This window comes from Acidisoma sp. (assembly GCF_965199065.1).
Taxonomy (GTDB): Bacteria; Pseudomonadota; Alphaproteobacteria; order Acetobacterales; family Acetobacteraceae; genus Acidisoma.
On the sequence record NZ_CBDAQN010000001.1, the window covers coordinates 1,153,421 to 1,169,265 of the forward strand.

Below are 15,845 nucleotides of genomic sequence, written 5' to 3' on the forward strand. Positions count from 1 at the left end.
ACTTCGTCCTTAAATCATTTCCAGCGAACGCTTCGACCGGGGCGGCGGAAACGCGCGGTCGATATCCGCGAGATCGGCCTCGGTCAGCGTCAGCTCGGCGGCTCCGAGGTTTTCCTCGACGCGCGCGAGCGTTGCAGTTTTCGGTATGGTAACGACACCCGGGTTGCGGATGCTCCAGGCGAGCGCCACCTGCGCCGGTGTGGCGCCGTGGCGGCGTGCGATCTCGCCGATGGTTGCGTTGTCGAGCACCTGACCGGACTGACCGAGAGGCGTGTAGGCCATGATGGGTATGGCATGCGCCTGACAGTAGGGGATCAGACTGTGCTCTATGCCGCGTGAGCGCGGGTTGTAGAGCACCTGGTTCGCGGCGCACTGGGCGCCGGCGGGCATCGCCTCCAGGTCGTCCGTATCGAAGTTCGACACGCCCCAGGCCCTGATCTTGCCCTCGGCCTTCAGGGTCTCGAACGCCTCGATTGTTTCCCCGATGGGCGTGCCGCCGATCCAGTGCAGCAAGTAGAGGTCGATCACCTCGGTGCCGAGCCGCTTCAGGCTGGCCTCGCAGGCGCGGACCGTGCCCCGGCGGGAGGCATTGCTCGGCGCTACCTTGGTGACCAGAAACACCTGATCGCGGCGGCCCGCGATGGCCTCGCCGACAACCTGCTCGGAACGGCCGCTCGCGTAGATCTCGGCAGTGTCGAGCAACGTGATGCCGAGATCGAGCGCGCGCTGCACGACCCGAACCTCGTCAGCCACACGGGCGCGATCCTCACCCATCTTCCAGGTGCCAAGACCGAGCACAGGCAAGTCCCGGCCATCAGGTAGTCGTACTGCTCTCATGGGCAGTCTCCTCAGCGAGGCGCAGCAGACGGAGAAAGTTACCGCCCCATAGCGCCGCAATCGCCGCACGGTCGTAACCGCGCCGCAACAATTCGGCGGTGACGTTCGCGCTCTCACCGGCATCACGCCAGCCGACCACGCCGCCTCCACCATCGAAATCCGAGCCGATGCCGACATGGGCAATGCCCATCCGCCGCACCGCGTAGTCGATATGGTCCGCGAAGTCGCCGAGTGTAACCTCCGCCTCCTTTTTTCCCGCCTTGAGGAAGAAGGAAACGAGCGTGACCTGGACCACGCCGCCACTCGCTGCAAGGGCATCGAGCTGTTCGTCGTCGAGGTTGCGGGGATGGTCGCAGATCGCCCTGATCGAGGAATGCGTGGCGATGACGGGCGTGCGCGAGGCGCGAACCGCCTGCAGCATCGCGGCCTTCGAGGTGTGGGAGACATCCACCATCATGCCGAGACGGTTCATCCGGTCGATGGCGGCGAGGCCGAGGTCCGACAGCCCGCCATGCAGGGTCGGCGCATCGCCGAGGTCCTTCCGTGGCACCGAACTGTCCGCGAGGGCGTTGTGGCCATTGTGGGTCAGCGTCATGTAGCGCGCGCCGAGCGCCCGGTAGGCATCGAGGTGATCCAGCGTCTCCCCCATGGCGTAGCCGTTCTCGACCACGGGGATGATGGCGGGGCCCCCGGCAAGGCGTGCGCCTTCGATCTCGGCGACGGTCGTCGCGATGATCCCGGGCACGCCCTTGGCGCCCGGCGTGCCGGCGTCCTGACTGGCGCCGGAGTTCCCGCCCATGGCGCGGATGGCGTGGAGCATGGCGAGTGCGCGCTCATGGGCGGCGGCGTGCCCTGCGGCGTCACGGCGGCCCTGCGGGATGTAGGCCGCGAAGCAACCCGCACCGATGCCGCCGCGGCGCATCTTCGGCAGGTCCACCCGGCGCGGCCCGTCCTCGAAGGCGCTGGGGCCGGGCGGCCAGGGGATGTCTATATGGCTATCGATCGTCAGCAGCGCGTCATGGAGCTGCCGGTCAGTCTGCGTCATTGGGGCGTTCATGGAGGAGAGCTTCGCCGGTACGGCCCCGGCGTCAAGAGCGCCGCCCGGCTTCGGAGTTACGCCCGCTATTTCTTGACCACGGTCGGCACGCCTTTGAGAGCCCGGCCCGGCGTGCCGGTGGCTACCTGATGCTTCACCTGGGCAACGAGTTCGCCGCACCGGTGCGGATCGCCCACACCGAACTCGATGGTCGGCAGGATCGCAAGCGGCGCCGCCAGGAACCCGAGAGCGACCGCGAGGCCGCCGCGCACCGCCAGAGGCTTGAGTTCCACGCCGACGCTCGGGTGCTTGAGCGTGCCGGTCACATGGATCGGCGTTGGCAGGTTGCCGACGCTGAAGTTCTTCGAGCGCGACTGCGCCTGGAAGTTGATCGTCTGTGTCTTGAGATTGAGTTCGCCGGTACCGCCGATCAATGCCTCGCCGGTATCGACGAGCAACGCGCGGGTGGTGACGAGCCCCTGCCGCAGGTCGAAATCCCCGATCATGCATTCGACATTCGTACGCTGCGGCACGCCGAGCGCGGACAGCACGGCCTTCCCGAACTCCAGGCCCGAGAGGTCGATCAGCAACGCGCTGAGGTCGCCGCCGGACATGTAGACGTCGAGGCCGCCATTTCCGTCGCCGAGGAAGGTGGCGACGGAGTTGCCCGTGGAGTCGATCTCGGCACGGCCGCCGACGGCGCCGGCACCCTGGAAGGCGTGAGTGGCCGCCATAATCCGCGACACATCGACATGATCGAAGTGGATGTCCGCGTTGAGTTTGATGTTCTTGTCGGTTTCGGGCTTCAGCGAGATGTCGCCCTGCACGCGCCCGGTGCCGATGGTGAAGATGATCGGATGAAGGTCGACCGAGCCGTCGACGATGTCCATCGTCACGATGAGACTGTCGAGCGGGACCGACCGGCCCTCGATGTGATGTCCATCATATTTCAGATGGATGTTGGCGGCGTTGAGCTTGGGCATGTTGATGGGCGTCGTCGGCAAAAGGCTATGGCTGTCGGCGGTCGATTTCGCCACGTCACGCCGTTCCGCCGCGGTCGAGGTGCGGGTGGTGGCGCTGCCCGGCTTGGTGCCGATGAACCCGCCCAGATCGGCGAGATCCACGCGGCGGGAGGAGAGGTTCATGGTCACGTCGGGCTTTTTGCCCTGCGGCGCCTCGGCGATGGTGCCCTCGACGTCGCTGTTCCCGACGACGCCCTCGAAATCGTTGAAGCGGATGCTCTTGGTCGCCGTCACGTAATCGAGCTGGCCGCTGATGCGGTAGGCCGGCGTGCTCGGGATGGGGATGCCGGTCAACGGATAGAGGTCATCCATGTTCGTGCCTGACAGCACGAGCTTGAGATTGGTGCCCTCGAAGGCCAGCGGGTCCTGGATCGTCCCGGTCAGCGCGACATGGGTGTCGCCATTGGCGATCTTAAGGTCGAGCGGGAACGGCTTGGCTTTATCGGTGACGGTCAGGATGGCGCCGGCGATGAGGCTGGCGGTGACCGGATGGCCGGCATAGGTGCCGGTTGCCTTCGCGGTGATTTCGCTGGTGCCGCCGTTCTGGGCGACGATGCCTTCGGCGGCATGCGTCGCGATGTTCGCGGTGAAGTCTGCCTTCAGCTTGGGGATCTGCGCATGAAGGTGGCCGTCCTCGATCGTCAGGTCGCCGATCTTGGGCGCGGGGCGCGGCTTCTGGCCGGGCTTGAGGGGAGCGGCGGCCTTGAGCTTGACCGTGTAGTTGTTGGTGCCGTCGGGCAACGCACGCACTTCGAGCACCGGGTTGTTCACGTCGATGCGGGGGATCGAGATGATCCGGTTGTGGATGTAGGCCATCACGTCGAGATCGATGCCGAGATGGGCGATGCGGGCGAGCGGCGGCACATCCGCGGAAAAGCCGGCGGGGTTGTTCACAACTACATCATCGGCGACGATGCGCGTGGTCCGGCCGAGATGGACGTGCAGGTGCGTCAGAGTGACGCGCCGGCCGAGTTGCGCCGATGCCTGGCTCTCGACGATCGGGATGAACCAGTCCCAGTTCCAGAAGATGATCAGCAGGACGATAGCGAGCAAAGGGATGCCGATTGAGAGCCCGAGCCTGATACCCCCGCGCCGCGTCATGCCGTAACCCCCTGTTGTGGTGGGGGATGTGGGCGGGTCCGCCGGATTTACATCCTGCCTGGCCAACGAAGATCCGCGTGACACATCGGAAGTAGGATCTGGCGGAGGTCCGGCGCTCCCTGCTCTTCACGCGCCGGCGGAAGTCTGGCAGCCAGAAGGCGCGTCATGACGTGGAACCCGAGGAACACCAGATGATCAAGTTCTACTACAGCCTTGCCCCGAACCCGATGAAGGTCGCGCTGTTCCTGGAGGAGGCCGGATTGCCCTATGACCCGATCCCCGTCGATACCCGCAAGGGCGAGCAGTTCTCTCCCGAACTCACCGCGTTGAACCCCAACAACAAGGTGCCCGTCATCGTGGACGGCGACGTGACCGTCTTCGACAGCAACGCCATCCTGCTCTACCTCGCCGAGAAGACCGGCCAGTTCCTGCCGGAGAACACGCCGGTGGCGCGCGGCGCGTTCCTCTCGTGGCTGATGTTCACGGCAACTGGCGTCGGCCCCTATTCGGGCCAGGCTGTGCACTTCCACCATTTCGCGCCGGAGCCGAAGGATTACGCCGTCAGCCGCTATGCCTTCGAGGCGAAGCGCCACTACGGCATCGCCGACGCCCGGCTGGCGGATCACCGCTACATGCTCGGCGACACCTACACGATCGTCGACATGGCGCTGTGGGGCTGGTCGCGGATGCTGCCCTTCCTGATGAAGGACGACGCCGCCTGGGAAAAGCTGCCGAACCTCAAGCGCTGGTTCGACGAGATCAGCGCGCGCCCGGCGGCCGTCCGCGCCATCGCGTTGAAGGACCGGCACAGCTTCAAGACCGAGACCGACGCGGAAGCGCGCCGGCACATGTTCCGCTTCATCGCCCCGGCCCCTCACGACACGGCGGCCTGAACCATGCGGAACGGCATCGGCCGCGACTTCGAGGCGCCTGGGCGGTCGGTGGCGCTCGGCATCCACGGCATGGCCGCGACCTCGCACCCCGCGGCGACACTGACCGCCATCGAGACGCTGAAGGCGGGCGGCAACGCGATGGATGCCGCGATTGCGGCCTGCGCCGTGCAGTGTGTGGTGGAGCCGGGCATGACCGGCATCGGCGGCGACTGCTTCGTGCTCTATGCGCCGCGCGGCAGGTCCACGATCCACGCCTTCAACGGCGCCGGCCGGACACCGGCCGGCACCGATGCGGCGGCGCTCCGGGCGCAGGGGCTCTCGGCCATCCCGCATAATTCGCCCCATGCCGTGACGATCCCGGGCGCGGTCGACGCGTGGTGCCGGCTCGCCGCCGATCATGGGCGGCTGCCGCTCGCCCGCCTGCTGGAGCCCGCAATCGCGCTGGCCACCGAAGGATTTGCCGTCACGCCACGCGTCGCCTTCGACTGGGCGACCTGCCGCGACCTGCTGGCCCAGCGCCCGGCCGCGACGGCTGCCTACCTGCGGGAGGGCGACGCGCCCGCTGCCGGCGACGTTTTGCGGTTCCCGGCACTCGCCCGCACGCTGAGCGCGATCGCCGAGGGTGGCCGTCGCGCGTTCTACGAGGGCCCGGTCGCCGCCGAGATGGTGGCGACGCTGCGGGCCGAGGGCGGCACCCATACTGCGGAAGACTTCGCGGCGGCGGCGGGCGCCTACGTCACGCCGATCCGCACCCATTTTCGCGACTACGCCGTGCATGAATGTCCGCCGCCGGGCCAGGGCATCATCGCGCTGCTGATCATGAATATCCTGGCGGCGTTCCCCGGAAGCGGCGATCCGCTTGCGGCCGAGCGCCTGCACATCGAGATCGAGGCCGCGCGGCTCGCCTACGCGGTTCGCAACGCGATCCTGGCCGAGGGCTCGCCGGCAACGGGCGACCGCCTGTTGTCGCCGGGTTTTGCCGCCGAACTCGCTTCCCGCATCGATCCCGGACGGGCGGCGACCGATCTTCCTTCGTTTGCCGGACCCGAGCATCGCGATACCGTCTACCTCACCGTGGTGGACCGGGACCGCAACGTGGCGAGCTTCATCAACTCGGTGTTCGACACCTTCGGCAGCGGCATCGTGGCCGCAGAGAGCGGCGTGCTGCTGCACAACCGGGGGATGAGCTTCACCCTCGATCCCGGCCACCCGAACACGCTGGCGCCGCGCCGCCAGCCGATGCACACGATCATCCCCGGCATGATGACGAACGGGGACCGCGTCGCGATGTCCTTCGGGGTCATGGGCGGCCATTTCCAGGCCATGGGCCAGGCGCACCTCGTCTCCAAGGTCGTCGACTACGGCATGGACCTGCAGAGCGCGATGGCGTTGCCTCGTCTGTTCCCCGTGCCCGGCACGCCCCTGGTCGAGGCGGAGGCGACACTGCCGGCGGCCGCTCGCGCCGGGCTGGAGGCGCGTGGCCACCGCCTCATCCCCGCCGACCATCCGATTGGGGGCGCGCAGGCGATCTGGATCGACTGGGAGCGCGGCGTGCTGACCGGCGGCTCCGAGCCGCGGAAGGACGGCCTCGCGCTAGGTTACTGACGCGCGCGGTCAGGAGCCTCCCGGCCGCGTGCCGATCTGCACGTTGACAGCGGCCCCTCGCACGTGATCGGGGAGCGCTCATGCGATCTGCCATGGCTCTATTCCTGCTCGTCTTCGCCCTGCTCGCCGGTGCGGCCGCACCCGGGCTGGCCGCCACCACGCCAGCGGCCGTCGCGACGCCCGCTGGCGACAGCACCGGGACATCGGGCGGCGCTCCGGGCGGCCTGACCAGCGCCGAGGCCCAGCAACTCCTCGCCGTGCTGCAGAACCCGCAGAAGCGGCAGCAGCTCATCACCACTTTGCAGAGCCTGCAGAAGCTCATGCCAGTGGTGGCGCCGGCGGCCTCCAAAACGCCGACGCCGACGACAACGACGACAACGACGACGGCCAAGGCGAAGCCTGCCGTTGCGCTGAAGCCCAACAGTCTGGGGGCCGACATTCTGACCGGCACGGGCACGCTCATGACCCAGGTCGACGACAGCCTCGCGGCAACGCTCACCAGCGTCACCGACTACCAGGAGTTCGTAGGCTGGGCGAGCAGCCTCAGTCGCAACCCGACCATCTTCACCACCGTCCTCGACGCGATCTGGCGCCTGATCCTCGTGCTGGCAATCGCCTTCGCGTTCGAGTTCGTCGGCTGGCGCCTGACCCGACGCCTCTATGACCGGCTCGGCCGGCGGTCGCGGACGGTGGAGGCCGAGGCGGTGGAGGCCGAGGCGGAGGCGGCCGAGGCGAACCGGCTGCCGGCAGAGGCTTCAACCGAACTGCCCGACAGCGTCGCCACCGCCAGGACCGCCGTCGAGGCCGCGTCGTCTCCGCCTGCCAGAGGCGCGCCGGGCACCGGCGGTCGTGCCGCCTTGCAGCGCCTCAAGCCGTTGCAAAGCGGCTGGCTGCTGGTCAAGCGGCTGCCGTTCATCCTCGTCGCGATGGCGCTCGATGCGGTGCCGCCGATCGTCTTCCTCGGCATCGCCACGGTGCTGCTCGCCACGCCGCTCGCGCATGACCTGCAGACGCGGCTGATGATCGCCGCTGTCGTCAATGCCTATGTGGTGGTGCGGCTGGCGCTCGTGATCGTGCGTGGCGCGTTCTGCGCACCGAGCTCGAAACTACGACTGCTGCATGTGTCGGATGCGGCGGCCGCCTTCCTCACTGTCTGGTGCCGCAGGATAGCGATGGCCATCGTGCTGGCCTTCATCGTCGTCCAGATCGGCGGCATGTCCGGCATGAGTTACGAGATGCAGCATGGCGTGGGCCGGGTCTTCGGTCTCATCATCCACCTCATGCTCGTGATCATGGTGCTGCAGCGCCGTCGCGAGGTCGAGGACTGGCTGCGCGGACAACCAGGCGAGAGCCGGAGCGTCTGGCACGAGCTCAAGGCCAGGCTCGCGAGCGTCTGGCATATCCAGGCGATCATCCTCATCGTCATGGTGTGGATCGTCTACGCCACCGCGATCGCCAACGGGATCGGGCATCCGTTCCACCTGATCCTGAAGACCATGGGCCTGCTGGTGCTCTACCGGGTCGTCTCGATCCTGGTCCTCGGCGGCCTGGACAAGGCCTTCTCGGTTGGCACGAACACGCAGACCGGCACGCGCTATGCGCTGATCACCGCACGCGCGATGCGCTACCACGCCCCGCTTCGCACCCTGGTCAAGATCGGCATGGGCGTCCTTTTCTTCCTGGTCCTGTTCCAGAGCTGGGGCGTCGACGCCTGGAACTGGTTCGAGGTCGGCGGCCTCGGCGGCCGTCTGATCAGCTCGCTCGGCACCATCATGGTGACGCTCGTGATCGCGGTCATCGTCTGGGAAACGATCAACTTCGTCATGCAGATCTACATGGACGACCTCTCCCAGCAGGGCGCCTACGTCCGCGCCGCGCGCCTGCGCACGGTGGTGCCGGTGCTGCGCAACACGCTGCTGATCGCGCTTCTCGTCGTCATCGCGCTGACCGCGCTGAGCGAGATCGGGGTGAACATCGCTCCTCTGCTTGCGGGCGCCAGCATCATCGGCGTCGCCATCGGCTTTGGCTCGCAGAAGCTCGTGCAGGACTTCATCACCGGCATCTTCCTGCTGCTGGAGAATGCCATGCAGGTCGGCGACTGGGTGACCGCCGCGGGCCTTTCGGGCGCGGTCGAGAACCTCTCCATCCGCACGCTGCGGCTGCGCGCGGGCGACGGCTCGATCCACATCATCCCGTTCAGCTCCGTGTCGACGGTCACGAACACCAACCGGGGGCTGGGCAACGCCTCCGTGTCGGTCACCATTTCCTACGAGGAGGATACCGACAAGGTGGGCGAGATGCTGAAGCAGATCGCGCTCGACATGCGGCGAGAGGACACGTTCAAGGACGGCATGCTGAGCGACCTGCAACTCTGGGGCGTCGACAAGATCGACGGCACCACGGCGACGCTGGCGGGCCAGATCGTTTGCACCGATGGCGGCCGCTGGGGCGTGCAGCGCGAGTTCAACCGCCGGGTGAAGCTCGCCTTTCAGGAGAAGGGCATCCGTATGATGCCATCCGCCAGCATCATGGGCTTTCAGCACCCGCTGGATGTGCGCGTCGAGATGCCGGAGATGCCCACACGCCCGGCCGAGAGGCCCACCATCGAGGCGCGGCCTGCCGAGGCGCGGCCTGCTGAGGCGCCGCCTGACGAGGCGCAGCCGGCTGAGGCGCGGCCTGACGCGGCGCGGCCTCGCCGTGCCGGCGGTTCCGGGCCATAAGGGTGCCATGCCCCTCCTGTTCTGGCGTGCCCGGCCCATCCCCGTCGTCGAACTGCGCGGCGTCATCTCCGCCCGGCCCGGCATGCTCAACGTGCAGTCGGCTGGGCCGCTGCTGGAACGCGGGTTCGCGCTCGCCCGGGCGAAGAACGCCGGCAAACGGCTGATCCTGGCAGTGGAAAGCCCTGGCGGCTCGCCGGTGCAGTCCGACCTGATCGGCCAGTTCATCCGCAGGCGCGCGGAAGAGGCCGGTGTGCACGTGACTGCCGTGATCGGCGATGTCGGCGCCTCCGGCGGCTACTGGATCGCCTGTGCGGCGGATGAGATCCGCGCGAACCCCATGAGCATCGTGGGCTCCATCGGCGTCATCGGCGGCGGCTTCGGCGTCAACCGCCTGCTCTCGAGGCTCGATGTCGACCGGCGGCTCTACACCGCAGGCAAGAACAAGGGACGGCTCGATCCGTTCAGCCCGGAGCGGCCTGAGGACGTGGAGTTCACCCGCGCGCTGCTCGAGGATCTGCACGGCCATTTCAAGGACTGGGTCCGTAGCCGGCGTGCCGGACGCCTCCTTGCCCCGGAGGAGGAGCTGTTCGATGGCAGCTACATGATCGGCTCGCGGGCATTGGCGGCCGGGCTCGTCGACGCGCTCGGCGATGTCGACGGGCTCGTGCGCGAGATGGGCGGCGTCAAGGCGAAGGCCCTCTGGTTGCGGCCCAAAAGCCGCCGTTCGCTGCTACGCCTGTTGGGGCGCGGAGCAACCGAGGCGGTGGCGGACGTCGCGGAAATGTGGCGGGATACGCACGGCTTCCGCTAAAGGTTGATCTTGGTACATACCCTCATGCGGCCATTTCAGGTTCTCATTTCCTGGAACGACCGTGGCCCAACTTCGCGCTTTTCCGTCTGCCGTCGCCATTCCCGTTCGTGACGAGGAGGACCAAATCGGAGGATGTCTCGCGGCTCTGCTCAAACAGAGCGAACCTCCCGATCACGTCGTCCTGCTGATCAATAACACGACGGACCGTTCGGCTGAGGTTGCGCGAGAAACGGCGGCCGGGAGCCGCACGTCGGTCCATATCATCGAGCGCAAGTTGCAGGGCGCCGACGCGAACGCCGGAACGGCGCGGCGCCTTGCCATGGACCTGGCCGCGGAACTGGTCGGCAAGCGTGGTGCGCTGCTGACGACGGACGCCGACGGGCGGGTGCCACCGAACTGGGTCGCCGCCAATCTGGCATGGCTGCGCGGGGGACATGACGCCGTCTGCGGCATGGCGGCGATCGACCCCGCCGACGAGGCCGCCATCCCCGCGCATCTCGTCGCCGATGACGCCGCTGAGACGCGCTACACGGAGTTGCTGGACGAGATCGACAGCCTCATCGATCCGCGCCCTTACGACCCGTGGCCGCGGCACACGCACCGGTCGGGCGCCAGCATCGCCATCGGCGCCGCTGTCTATCGCGCCGTCGGCGGGGTGCCGCCCGTGCCTCATGGCGAGGATCGCGCCCTGATCGCGGCGCTCGAGCGGCGCGACGGCAAGATCCGGCACGACCCGGCTCTGGAAGTCGTGGTTTCGGGCCGCGTGGTCGGACGCGCCGAAGGTGGCATGGCGGCGACCATCGCGCGCCGGATGCTGGTGCAGGACCGTTGGGCCGATGACCGGCTGGAGGCGCCCGAAGCTGCCATGCGGCGCGCACGGCTGCGGGTCGAGGCGCGGCAAACCTGGGCCGGCAACAATGGCGGCGACAGTCTCGCGGCGGCGCTGGGCATAGCGCCCGAGGACCTTGCCGCCATGATGCGCGGCCCCTGGTTCGGTGCGGCCTGGGCTGCTATCGAGGCGGCGAGCCCGGCGCTGCGGCGGCAGCCAATTGCGATGACGGAGCTGGCGGAAGGAGCCGGACGGGCGACGCGCCTGCTCGCGCGGCTCAAGAGCAGCCTACCGAGGCACGCGCCGCAACACGCGAAGGTGGCAGAATGGATGCGCTGATCGGGCTTCCGGCGGATGAACTGGAACGTGTCCGCGCTGTAGTGCAGCCGCTGCAGGCGGCGGGCCTGGTTCCGGACCGGGCAGAGTTTCCGGGCGACGCGATGCGGATGCTGACGGAGGCGGGTGCTCTGACGGCGCCGTTGCCGATCGCCGCCGGCGGGCTTGGCCTCGGCACCGAACGGCACCGCGGGGGCGTGCTGCTCGATTTCCTGCATCTTCTGGGTCAGGCTGGCTTGCCGCTCGGCCGGTTGCTCGAGGCCCATGTCAACGCGCTTCGGATCGTGGTCCGGTATGGTAATGCGGATCAGCAGGCGTTCGTTGCCGAGGCCGTCCGCGGCGGCGCGCTCTTCGCGCTGTGGGTGACGGATCCACCGGAAAACGGATTGCGGGTGACGGCTCAGGGCGATGCGATGGTACTCGTCGGCGCGAAGATGTTCTGCTCCGGTGCAGGACATGCGAGCCACGCCCTGGTGACGGCCGAGTATCATGACGAGACGCGGCTGCTGATCGTCGAGTTGGGCGCCGGCGAACGCGTCTCGCCTTTATCCGCAAGCCTTTCCGGGATGCGTGCGGCGGTGACGGGGCAGGTGGATTTTACCGGCATCGCGACGAGCGCCGACCGGGTTGTCGGCAGCGCAGACGATTATCTGCGCGAGCCTGACTTCTCGGCCGGGGCATGGCGTAGCTCCGCGGTGGCGCTGGGCGGCCTCTACCGGCTCCTCGATCTGCTGCGGACCCAGCTGACGGACCGTGGGCGTGCGGCCGACCCGCATCAGCGGGCCCGTTTCGGGCAGGCGCTCATCGGGCATGAAACGGGACGGCTTTGGCTGGAGCGTGCAGGCAGGATGGCCGAGGACGGGGAGGCGGACGATGCCGCCATCGTGGCGACCGTGGGCCTCGCGCGCATCGCGGTCGAGCGCGCCTGCCTGGACGGTGTCGAGCTTGTGCAGAGGTCGCTCGGCCTCGCGGCCTTCATGACCAGCAATCCGGTGGAACAAGTCGCTCGCGATCTCGAGACCTACCTCAGGCAGCCGGCAGCCGACGAGGTCCTTCATAACGCCGCCGGCTACTTCATGCTAAATGGTCTCCCGGTTCCATCTTAGAATGGCGTTAAGGAGGCTGAGACAATGCGTATGGATGCGGTGCGGCACGCCTGGAACGAACTGCCGCTGGTGGACCTGGAAGCGATCCTGCAGGGCAGGGTGCCACTCATTCTCGCGCCGCATCCGGATGACGAGAGCATCGGCTGTGGCGGATTGATCGCGCAATGCTGTGCTGCCGGTAATCCGCCGCACGTGGTCATCCTGACCGACGGGTGCCAGTCGCACCCGAAATCCCTCAGTCATCCGCCGGAGCGGCTGCGTCATCTCCGTGAAGAGGAAGCGAGGGAGGCGTTGTTGCTGCTCGGGTTGCCGCACGGCCGGACCTGGTTCCTCGGGCAGACGGATTCCAGCCTGCCTTGCGCCGGGCCGGGCTTCAGCCTTGCCGCCCGCCGGATCGCCGGGATCTGCGAGCAACAGGGCTGCAACATCATCTTCTCGACCTGGCGGCACGATCCGCATTGCGATCATGTGGCTGCGGCGACCCTGGCCGAACATGTCGCCGCGCGGGAGGGAATTCCGCTGGTCAGTTATCCGGTCTGGGGCTGGACACTTCCCGACGATGCCGAGGTGGATGAGCCGCAGCCTCGTGGCTATCGCCTGGACATCAAGGGCGAGCTGGAGCTGAAGCAGAAGGCGATCATGACCCACGCGACGCAATACGGCGGGGTCATCACGGATGACCTGGAGGGCTTTACGTTGCCGGACACTCTGCTTTCGGTATTTCGCCGTCCCGTGGAAACCTTTCTCGTTTCATGAGTGACCGCTCCCGGGACGCTGCCTATTTCGAGGCGATGTATGCGGCGGATCCTGATCCGTGGCAGTTCAAGACAAGCGCTTACGAGGCTGCAAAATACGAAGCAACGGTAGCGGCGATCGCCGACCGCCGCTACCGTTCGGCGCTGGAGGTCGGGTGCTCGCTCGGAGTTCTGTCGCAACGGGTGGCACCACTTTGCGACGCCTTCCTTGGGCTCGATATCGCCGAGGCGCCCTTGGTTGAGGCGCGGCAGCGATGCCGGGATCTGCCGCACGTCCGTTTCGAGCGAAAGGCCATACCGGATATGTGGCCGGAGGAAGGCTTCGACCTCATCCTGCTCTCCGAGGTGCTTTATTTTCTGAGCCCCGAGGACATTACTGCGACCGCTGCTCATGTGCGTCGCAGCCTGCGGCCGGAGGGCACTGTTCTGCTCGTCAACTGGATTGGCAATTCGGAGCCGCCGCAACCGGGCGACCAGGCGGCGGACGCTTTTCTCAAGGCGGCGGGCCTTCCCGTGGCCCGGCGGGAGCGGGCGGAGCTTTACAGGCTGGAGCTTCTGCGAGGCTCTTGACCGCCATCCCGAGGCGCCGCTCACCTGGTGCAAATCTAGGGTTTGGACCCGTGGAGGCGAGGGCGCTCGGCAAGACCTGCCGGCTTGGCGGCCTTCGAGGCGATGCGTTTTAGCCCCAGGCGGCCGCTCCTGACCCACTGGATCTGAACCCGCAAACGCGTGCCGTCACCGGCTTCGAGCGTCATGAACGCACCTACCTCAAACAGAGCCGGAGTTTTTTGGGCCATACGGCACACCACGCCGAAGCCGGTTGCGGAAACGTCGGCGATTTTGCACGAGTAACTGACGGTGCCTTCTGCATCCGGCGCGTCAGGCACGAGATGGCACTTTTGTGCATTATAGGCGACGCCTGAAATCGGGCGCCGCTGGGCGCGCAAAAAGACCAGTTCTTTTTCGGCCGCCTCGACCATGATGCGCCGCAGGCCCATGGACGGCCCCTTTGCAGTGCTTTGCGCCATTTCGGCCCCTCAACCGCATCTCCGGCCAAAGATAGCAACAAATTATGGCTGCAAGTTTAACGAGGAGCAGGCCCGCAGACGCGACCAGTCACGCATCTCAGGACATTGCAGAAGATATATTATGGTAAGTCAAAGGTGCCGGTGAGCGCAGGTCTTCGTGTGCCACGGGTGCGACAGGCTGAAGACGTCCCATATTTAAGGCCGACGCCATAATCAAAGGAGGTTCGACCTTGAGTGATCGCCAACAGGCCATGCCGCTTCGCCGGCTGGGCCAAACCGACATGAAAATAACCCCCGTCGGCTTTGGCGCCTGGGCGCTCGGCGGTGGCGACTGGGCTGCCGGATGGGGCAGCCAGGATGACGAAGACTCGATCGCCGCCATCCGACATGCTGTGGAGCGTCAGGGGGTCAACTGGATAGACACCGCAGCGGTGTATGGCCTCGGCCGGTCGGAAACGGTTGTGGGCGAAGCGCTTCGCCGTATGCCGCCGGACACCCGGCCGTTCGTCTTTACCAAAGGCGGCCTGATCTGGGATGAAGCCGACCCGCGCGCGTTCCCCAAGCGCGTCGGACAACCCGACAGCATCCGCCGCGAAGTCGAAGCCTCCCTGCGGCGACTGGGCGTCGAGCGGATCGATCTCTACCAGATGCACTGGCCTGCCCAGGACGGCACTCCGATCGAGGATTACTGGCAGGCGCTTCTCGACCTGAAGGCGGAGGGCAAGGTTCGCGCGGTTGGGCTCTCCAACCACGATGCGGCTCAGCTCGCCGCCGCCGAAGCGGTCGGCCATGTCGACACGCTGCAGCCGCCGTTCTCCGCGATCGAGCGTGGAGCGGCCGAGAGCGTGCTGCCATGGTGCGAGGCCCACGGCACCGGCGTTATCGTCTACAGCCCGATGCAGGCCGGGCTGCTGACAGGCAGCTTCACGGAGATGCGCGCGGCAAACCTCGACGACGATGACTGGCGCTCTCGCAGCGACAATTTCAGGGGCGAGAAGCTGCGTCGCAACCTGGCTTTGGCTGAGGCGCTGAAGTCGATCGCGGACCGCCATCGCCTCCCGACGCCCGCAGTCGCGATCGCCTGGGTGCTGGCTTGGCCGGCCGTCACCGGCGCGATCGTGGGGGCGCGCAGCCCGCAGCAGGTGGACGGCTGGGTCGGCGGCGCGCGGTTGACCCTGTCCCAGTCCGAACTGGATGAGATCGCCGCGGCGATCCGGGAGACGGGTGCCGGACAAGGGCCGGTGCAGCCAGCTGTGGCCGCGTAGACGCGGTTCGTTCCGGACTGTGCCTCGAGGTGCCTCCTAAGCCGCAAGACGTTGACGTGCGGTCTTGAAGTCGCCCGCCGGCGCTCGCGAGGGGGCGAATGCGCCGAGGCCCGTCGGGGGCATGTCCATATAGATGCCCTCGATGCCGCCCGCGCGGCGATAGCTTTCGTGCCAGAAGCCGGAACCCCCTGCCCCACGCGCGAAGGCCTGCCACCACCCGGAATGCGGCGCCGATCGGGTGAAGACCTCCAGGCTCGTCAGGTCGCGCCAGTACTGCCGCATGCCGACGTGCATCCAACCCCACAACACGAACTCGTTTCGCAAAAGCCCATCCGGCGGGCTCTCCTCGATGGCTCGGAAGCCCTTGCCGAGGCTCATCATCCGGCGAATGCCCGATAGGCCCCGCGCGCGAAAGCCAAGGTAGACCACGACCAGATCCGGATAAGGCGAGAGATCGACAGACACTTTCGTCGAATGGGACATGACGGATGCCCTCCACAT

General features: G+C 67.2%; 14 protein-coding genes. 9 read left to right on the top strand and 5 right to left on the bottom strand.

Annotation, left to right across the window (positions count from 1 at the left end; translation table 11 throughout):
• Positions 1–9: 9 nt before the first annotated feature.
• The 3 genes from ACOEQ1_RS05390 to ACOEQ1_RS05400 form a co-directional block, all read right to left on the bottom strand.
• On the bottom strand, positions 10–837 hold the full coding sequence (locus tag ACOEQ1_RS05390; RefSeq protein ID WP_419758186.1) for an aldo/keto reductase: 828 nt from the start codon (positions 835–837) through the stop codon (positions 10–12).
• On the bottom strand, positions 815–1,882 hold the full coding sequence (locus ACOEQ1_RS05395; protein WP_419758187.1) for a dipeptidase: 1,068 nt from the start codon (positions 1,880–1,882) through the stop codon (positions 815–817). The genes ACOEQ1_RS05390 and ACOEQ1_RS05395 overlap by 23 nt, the downstream gene beginning before the upstream one ends.
• A 77-nt stretch (positions 1,883–1,959) precedes the next feature.
• Positions 1,960–3,996: an AsmA family protein gene (locus tag ACOEQ1_RS05400; RefSeq protein ID WP_419758188.1), complete on the bottom strand. Its 2,037-nt coding sequence runs from the start codon at positions 3,994–3,996 to the stop codon at positions 1,960–1,962.
• A 191-nt stretch (positions 3,997–4,187) separates the two neighbouring features.
• Here ACOEQ1_RS05400 and ACOEQ1_RS05405 point away from each other — a divergent pair, with 191 nt between their 5' ends.
• The 8 genes from ACOEQ1_RS05405 to ACOEQ1_RS05440 all read left to right on the top strand — a co-directional run bounded on the left by ACOEQ1_RS05405 (position 4,188) and on the right by ACOEQ1_RS05440 (position 13,621).
• Positions 4,188–4,889, top strand: coding sequence for a glutathione S-transferase family protein (locus ACOEQ1_RS05405; protein ID WP_419758189.1), 702 nt, complete (start codon positions 4,188–4,190; stop codon positions 4,887–4,889).
• Between the two features lie 3 nt (positions 4,890–4,892).
• Positions 4,893–6,494: a gamma-glutamyltransferase family protein gene (locus ACOEQ1_RS05410; RefSeq protein ID WP_419758190.1), complete on the top strand. Its 1,602-nt coding sequence runs from the start codon at positions 4,893–4,895 to the stop codon at positions 6,492–6,494.
• Positions 6,495–6,586: 92 nt separating this feature from the next.
• On the top strand, positions 6,587–9,214 hold the full coding sequence (locus tag ACOEQ1_RS05415; RefSeq protein WP_419758191.1) for a mechanosensitive ion channel family protein: 2,628 nt from the start codon (positions 6,587–6,589) through the stop codon (positions 9,212–9,214).
• 7 nt (positions 9,215–9,221) lie between these two features.
• Complete coding sequence (locus ACOEQ1_RS05420) at positions 9,222–10,025, top strand: S49 family peptidase (protein ID WP_419758192.1); 804 nt, start codon at positions 9,222–9,224, stop codon at positions 10,023–10,025.
• Between the two features lie 61 nt (positions 10,026–10,086).
• On the top strand, positions 10,087–11,193 hold the full coding sequence (locus ACOEQ1_RS05425; RefSeq protein ID WP_419758193.1) for a glycosyltransferase family A protein: 1,107 nt from the start codon (positions 10,087–10,089) through the stop codon (positions 11,191–11,193).
• Positions 11,181–12,296 carry an acyl-CoA dehydrogenase gene (locus ACOEQ1_RS05430; RefSeq protein ID WP_419758194.1) on the top strand — a complete coding sequence of 372 codons (1,116 nt, stop codon included), beginning with the start codon at positions 11,181–11,183 and terminating at the stop codon, positions 12,294–12,296. Before ACOEQ1_RS05425 ends, ACOEQ1_RS05430 begins: the two co-directional genes overlap by 13 nt.
• A 24-nt stretch (positions 12,297–12,320) precedes the next feature.
• Positions 12,321–13,052 carry a PIG-L deacetylase family protein gene (locus ACOEQ1_RS05435; RefSeq protein ID WP_419758195.1) on the top strand — a complete coding sequence of 244 codons (732 nt, stop codon included), beginning with the start codon at positions 12,321–12,323 and terminating at the stop codon, positions 13,050–13,052.
• On the top strand, positions 13,049–13,621 hold the full coding sequence (locus ACOEQ1_RS05440; RefSeq protein WP_419758196.1) for a class I SAM-dependent DNA methyltransferase: 573 nt from the start codon (positions 13,049–13,051) through the stop codon (positions 13,619–13,621). The genes ACOEQ1_RS05435 and ACOEQ1_RS05440 overlap by 4 nt, the downstream gene beginning before the upstream one ends.
• Before the next feature lie 35 nt (positions 13,622–13,656).
• Here ACOEQ1_RS05440 and ACOEQ1_RS05445 read toward each other — a convergent pair whose 3' ends face one another.
• Positions 13,657–14,079 (bottom strand): hypothetical protein, encoded by a 423-nt coding sequence (locus ACOEQ1_RS05445; protein ID WP_419758197.1) that lies wholly within the window; start codon positions 14,077–14,079, stop codon positions 13,657–13,659.
• A 230-nt stretch (positions 14,080–14,309) separates the two neighbouring features.
• On the opposite strand from ACOEQ1_RS05445, the gene ACOEQ1_RS05450 reads away from it, so the two are divergent.
• On the top strand, positions 14,310–15,344 hold the full coding sequence (locus ACOEQ1_RS05450; RefSeq protein WP_419758198.1) for an aldo/keto reductase: 1,035 nt from the start codon (positions 14,310–14,312) through the stop codon (positions 15,342–15,344).
• Between the two features lie 36 nt (positions 15,345–15,380).
• Here the strand turns inward: ACOEQ1_RS05450 and ACOEQ1_RS05455 are convergent, their stop codons facing one another.
• Positions 15,381–15,827: a monooxygenase family protein gene (locus ACOEQ1_RS05455; RefSeq protein WP_419758199.1), complete on the bottom strand. Its 447-nt coding sequence runs from the start codon at positions 15,825–15,827 to the stop codon at positions 15,381–15,383.
• Between the last annotated feature and the right edge of the window lie 18 nt (positions 15,828–15,845).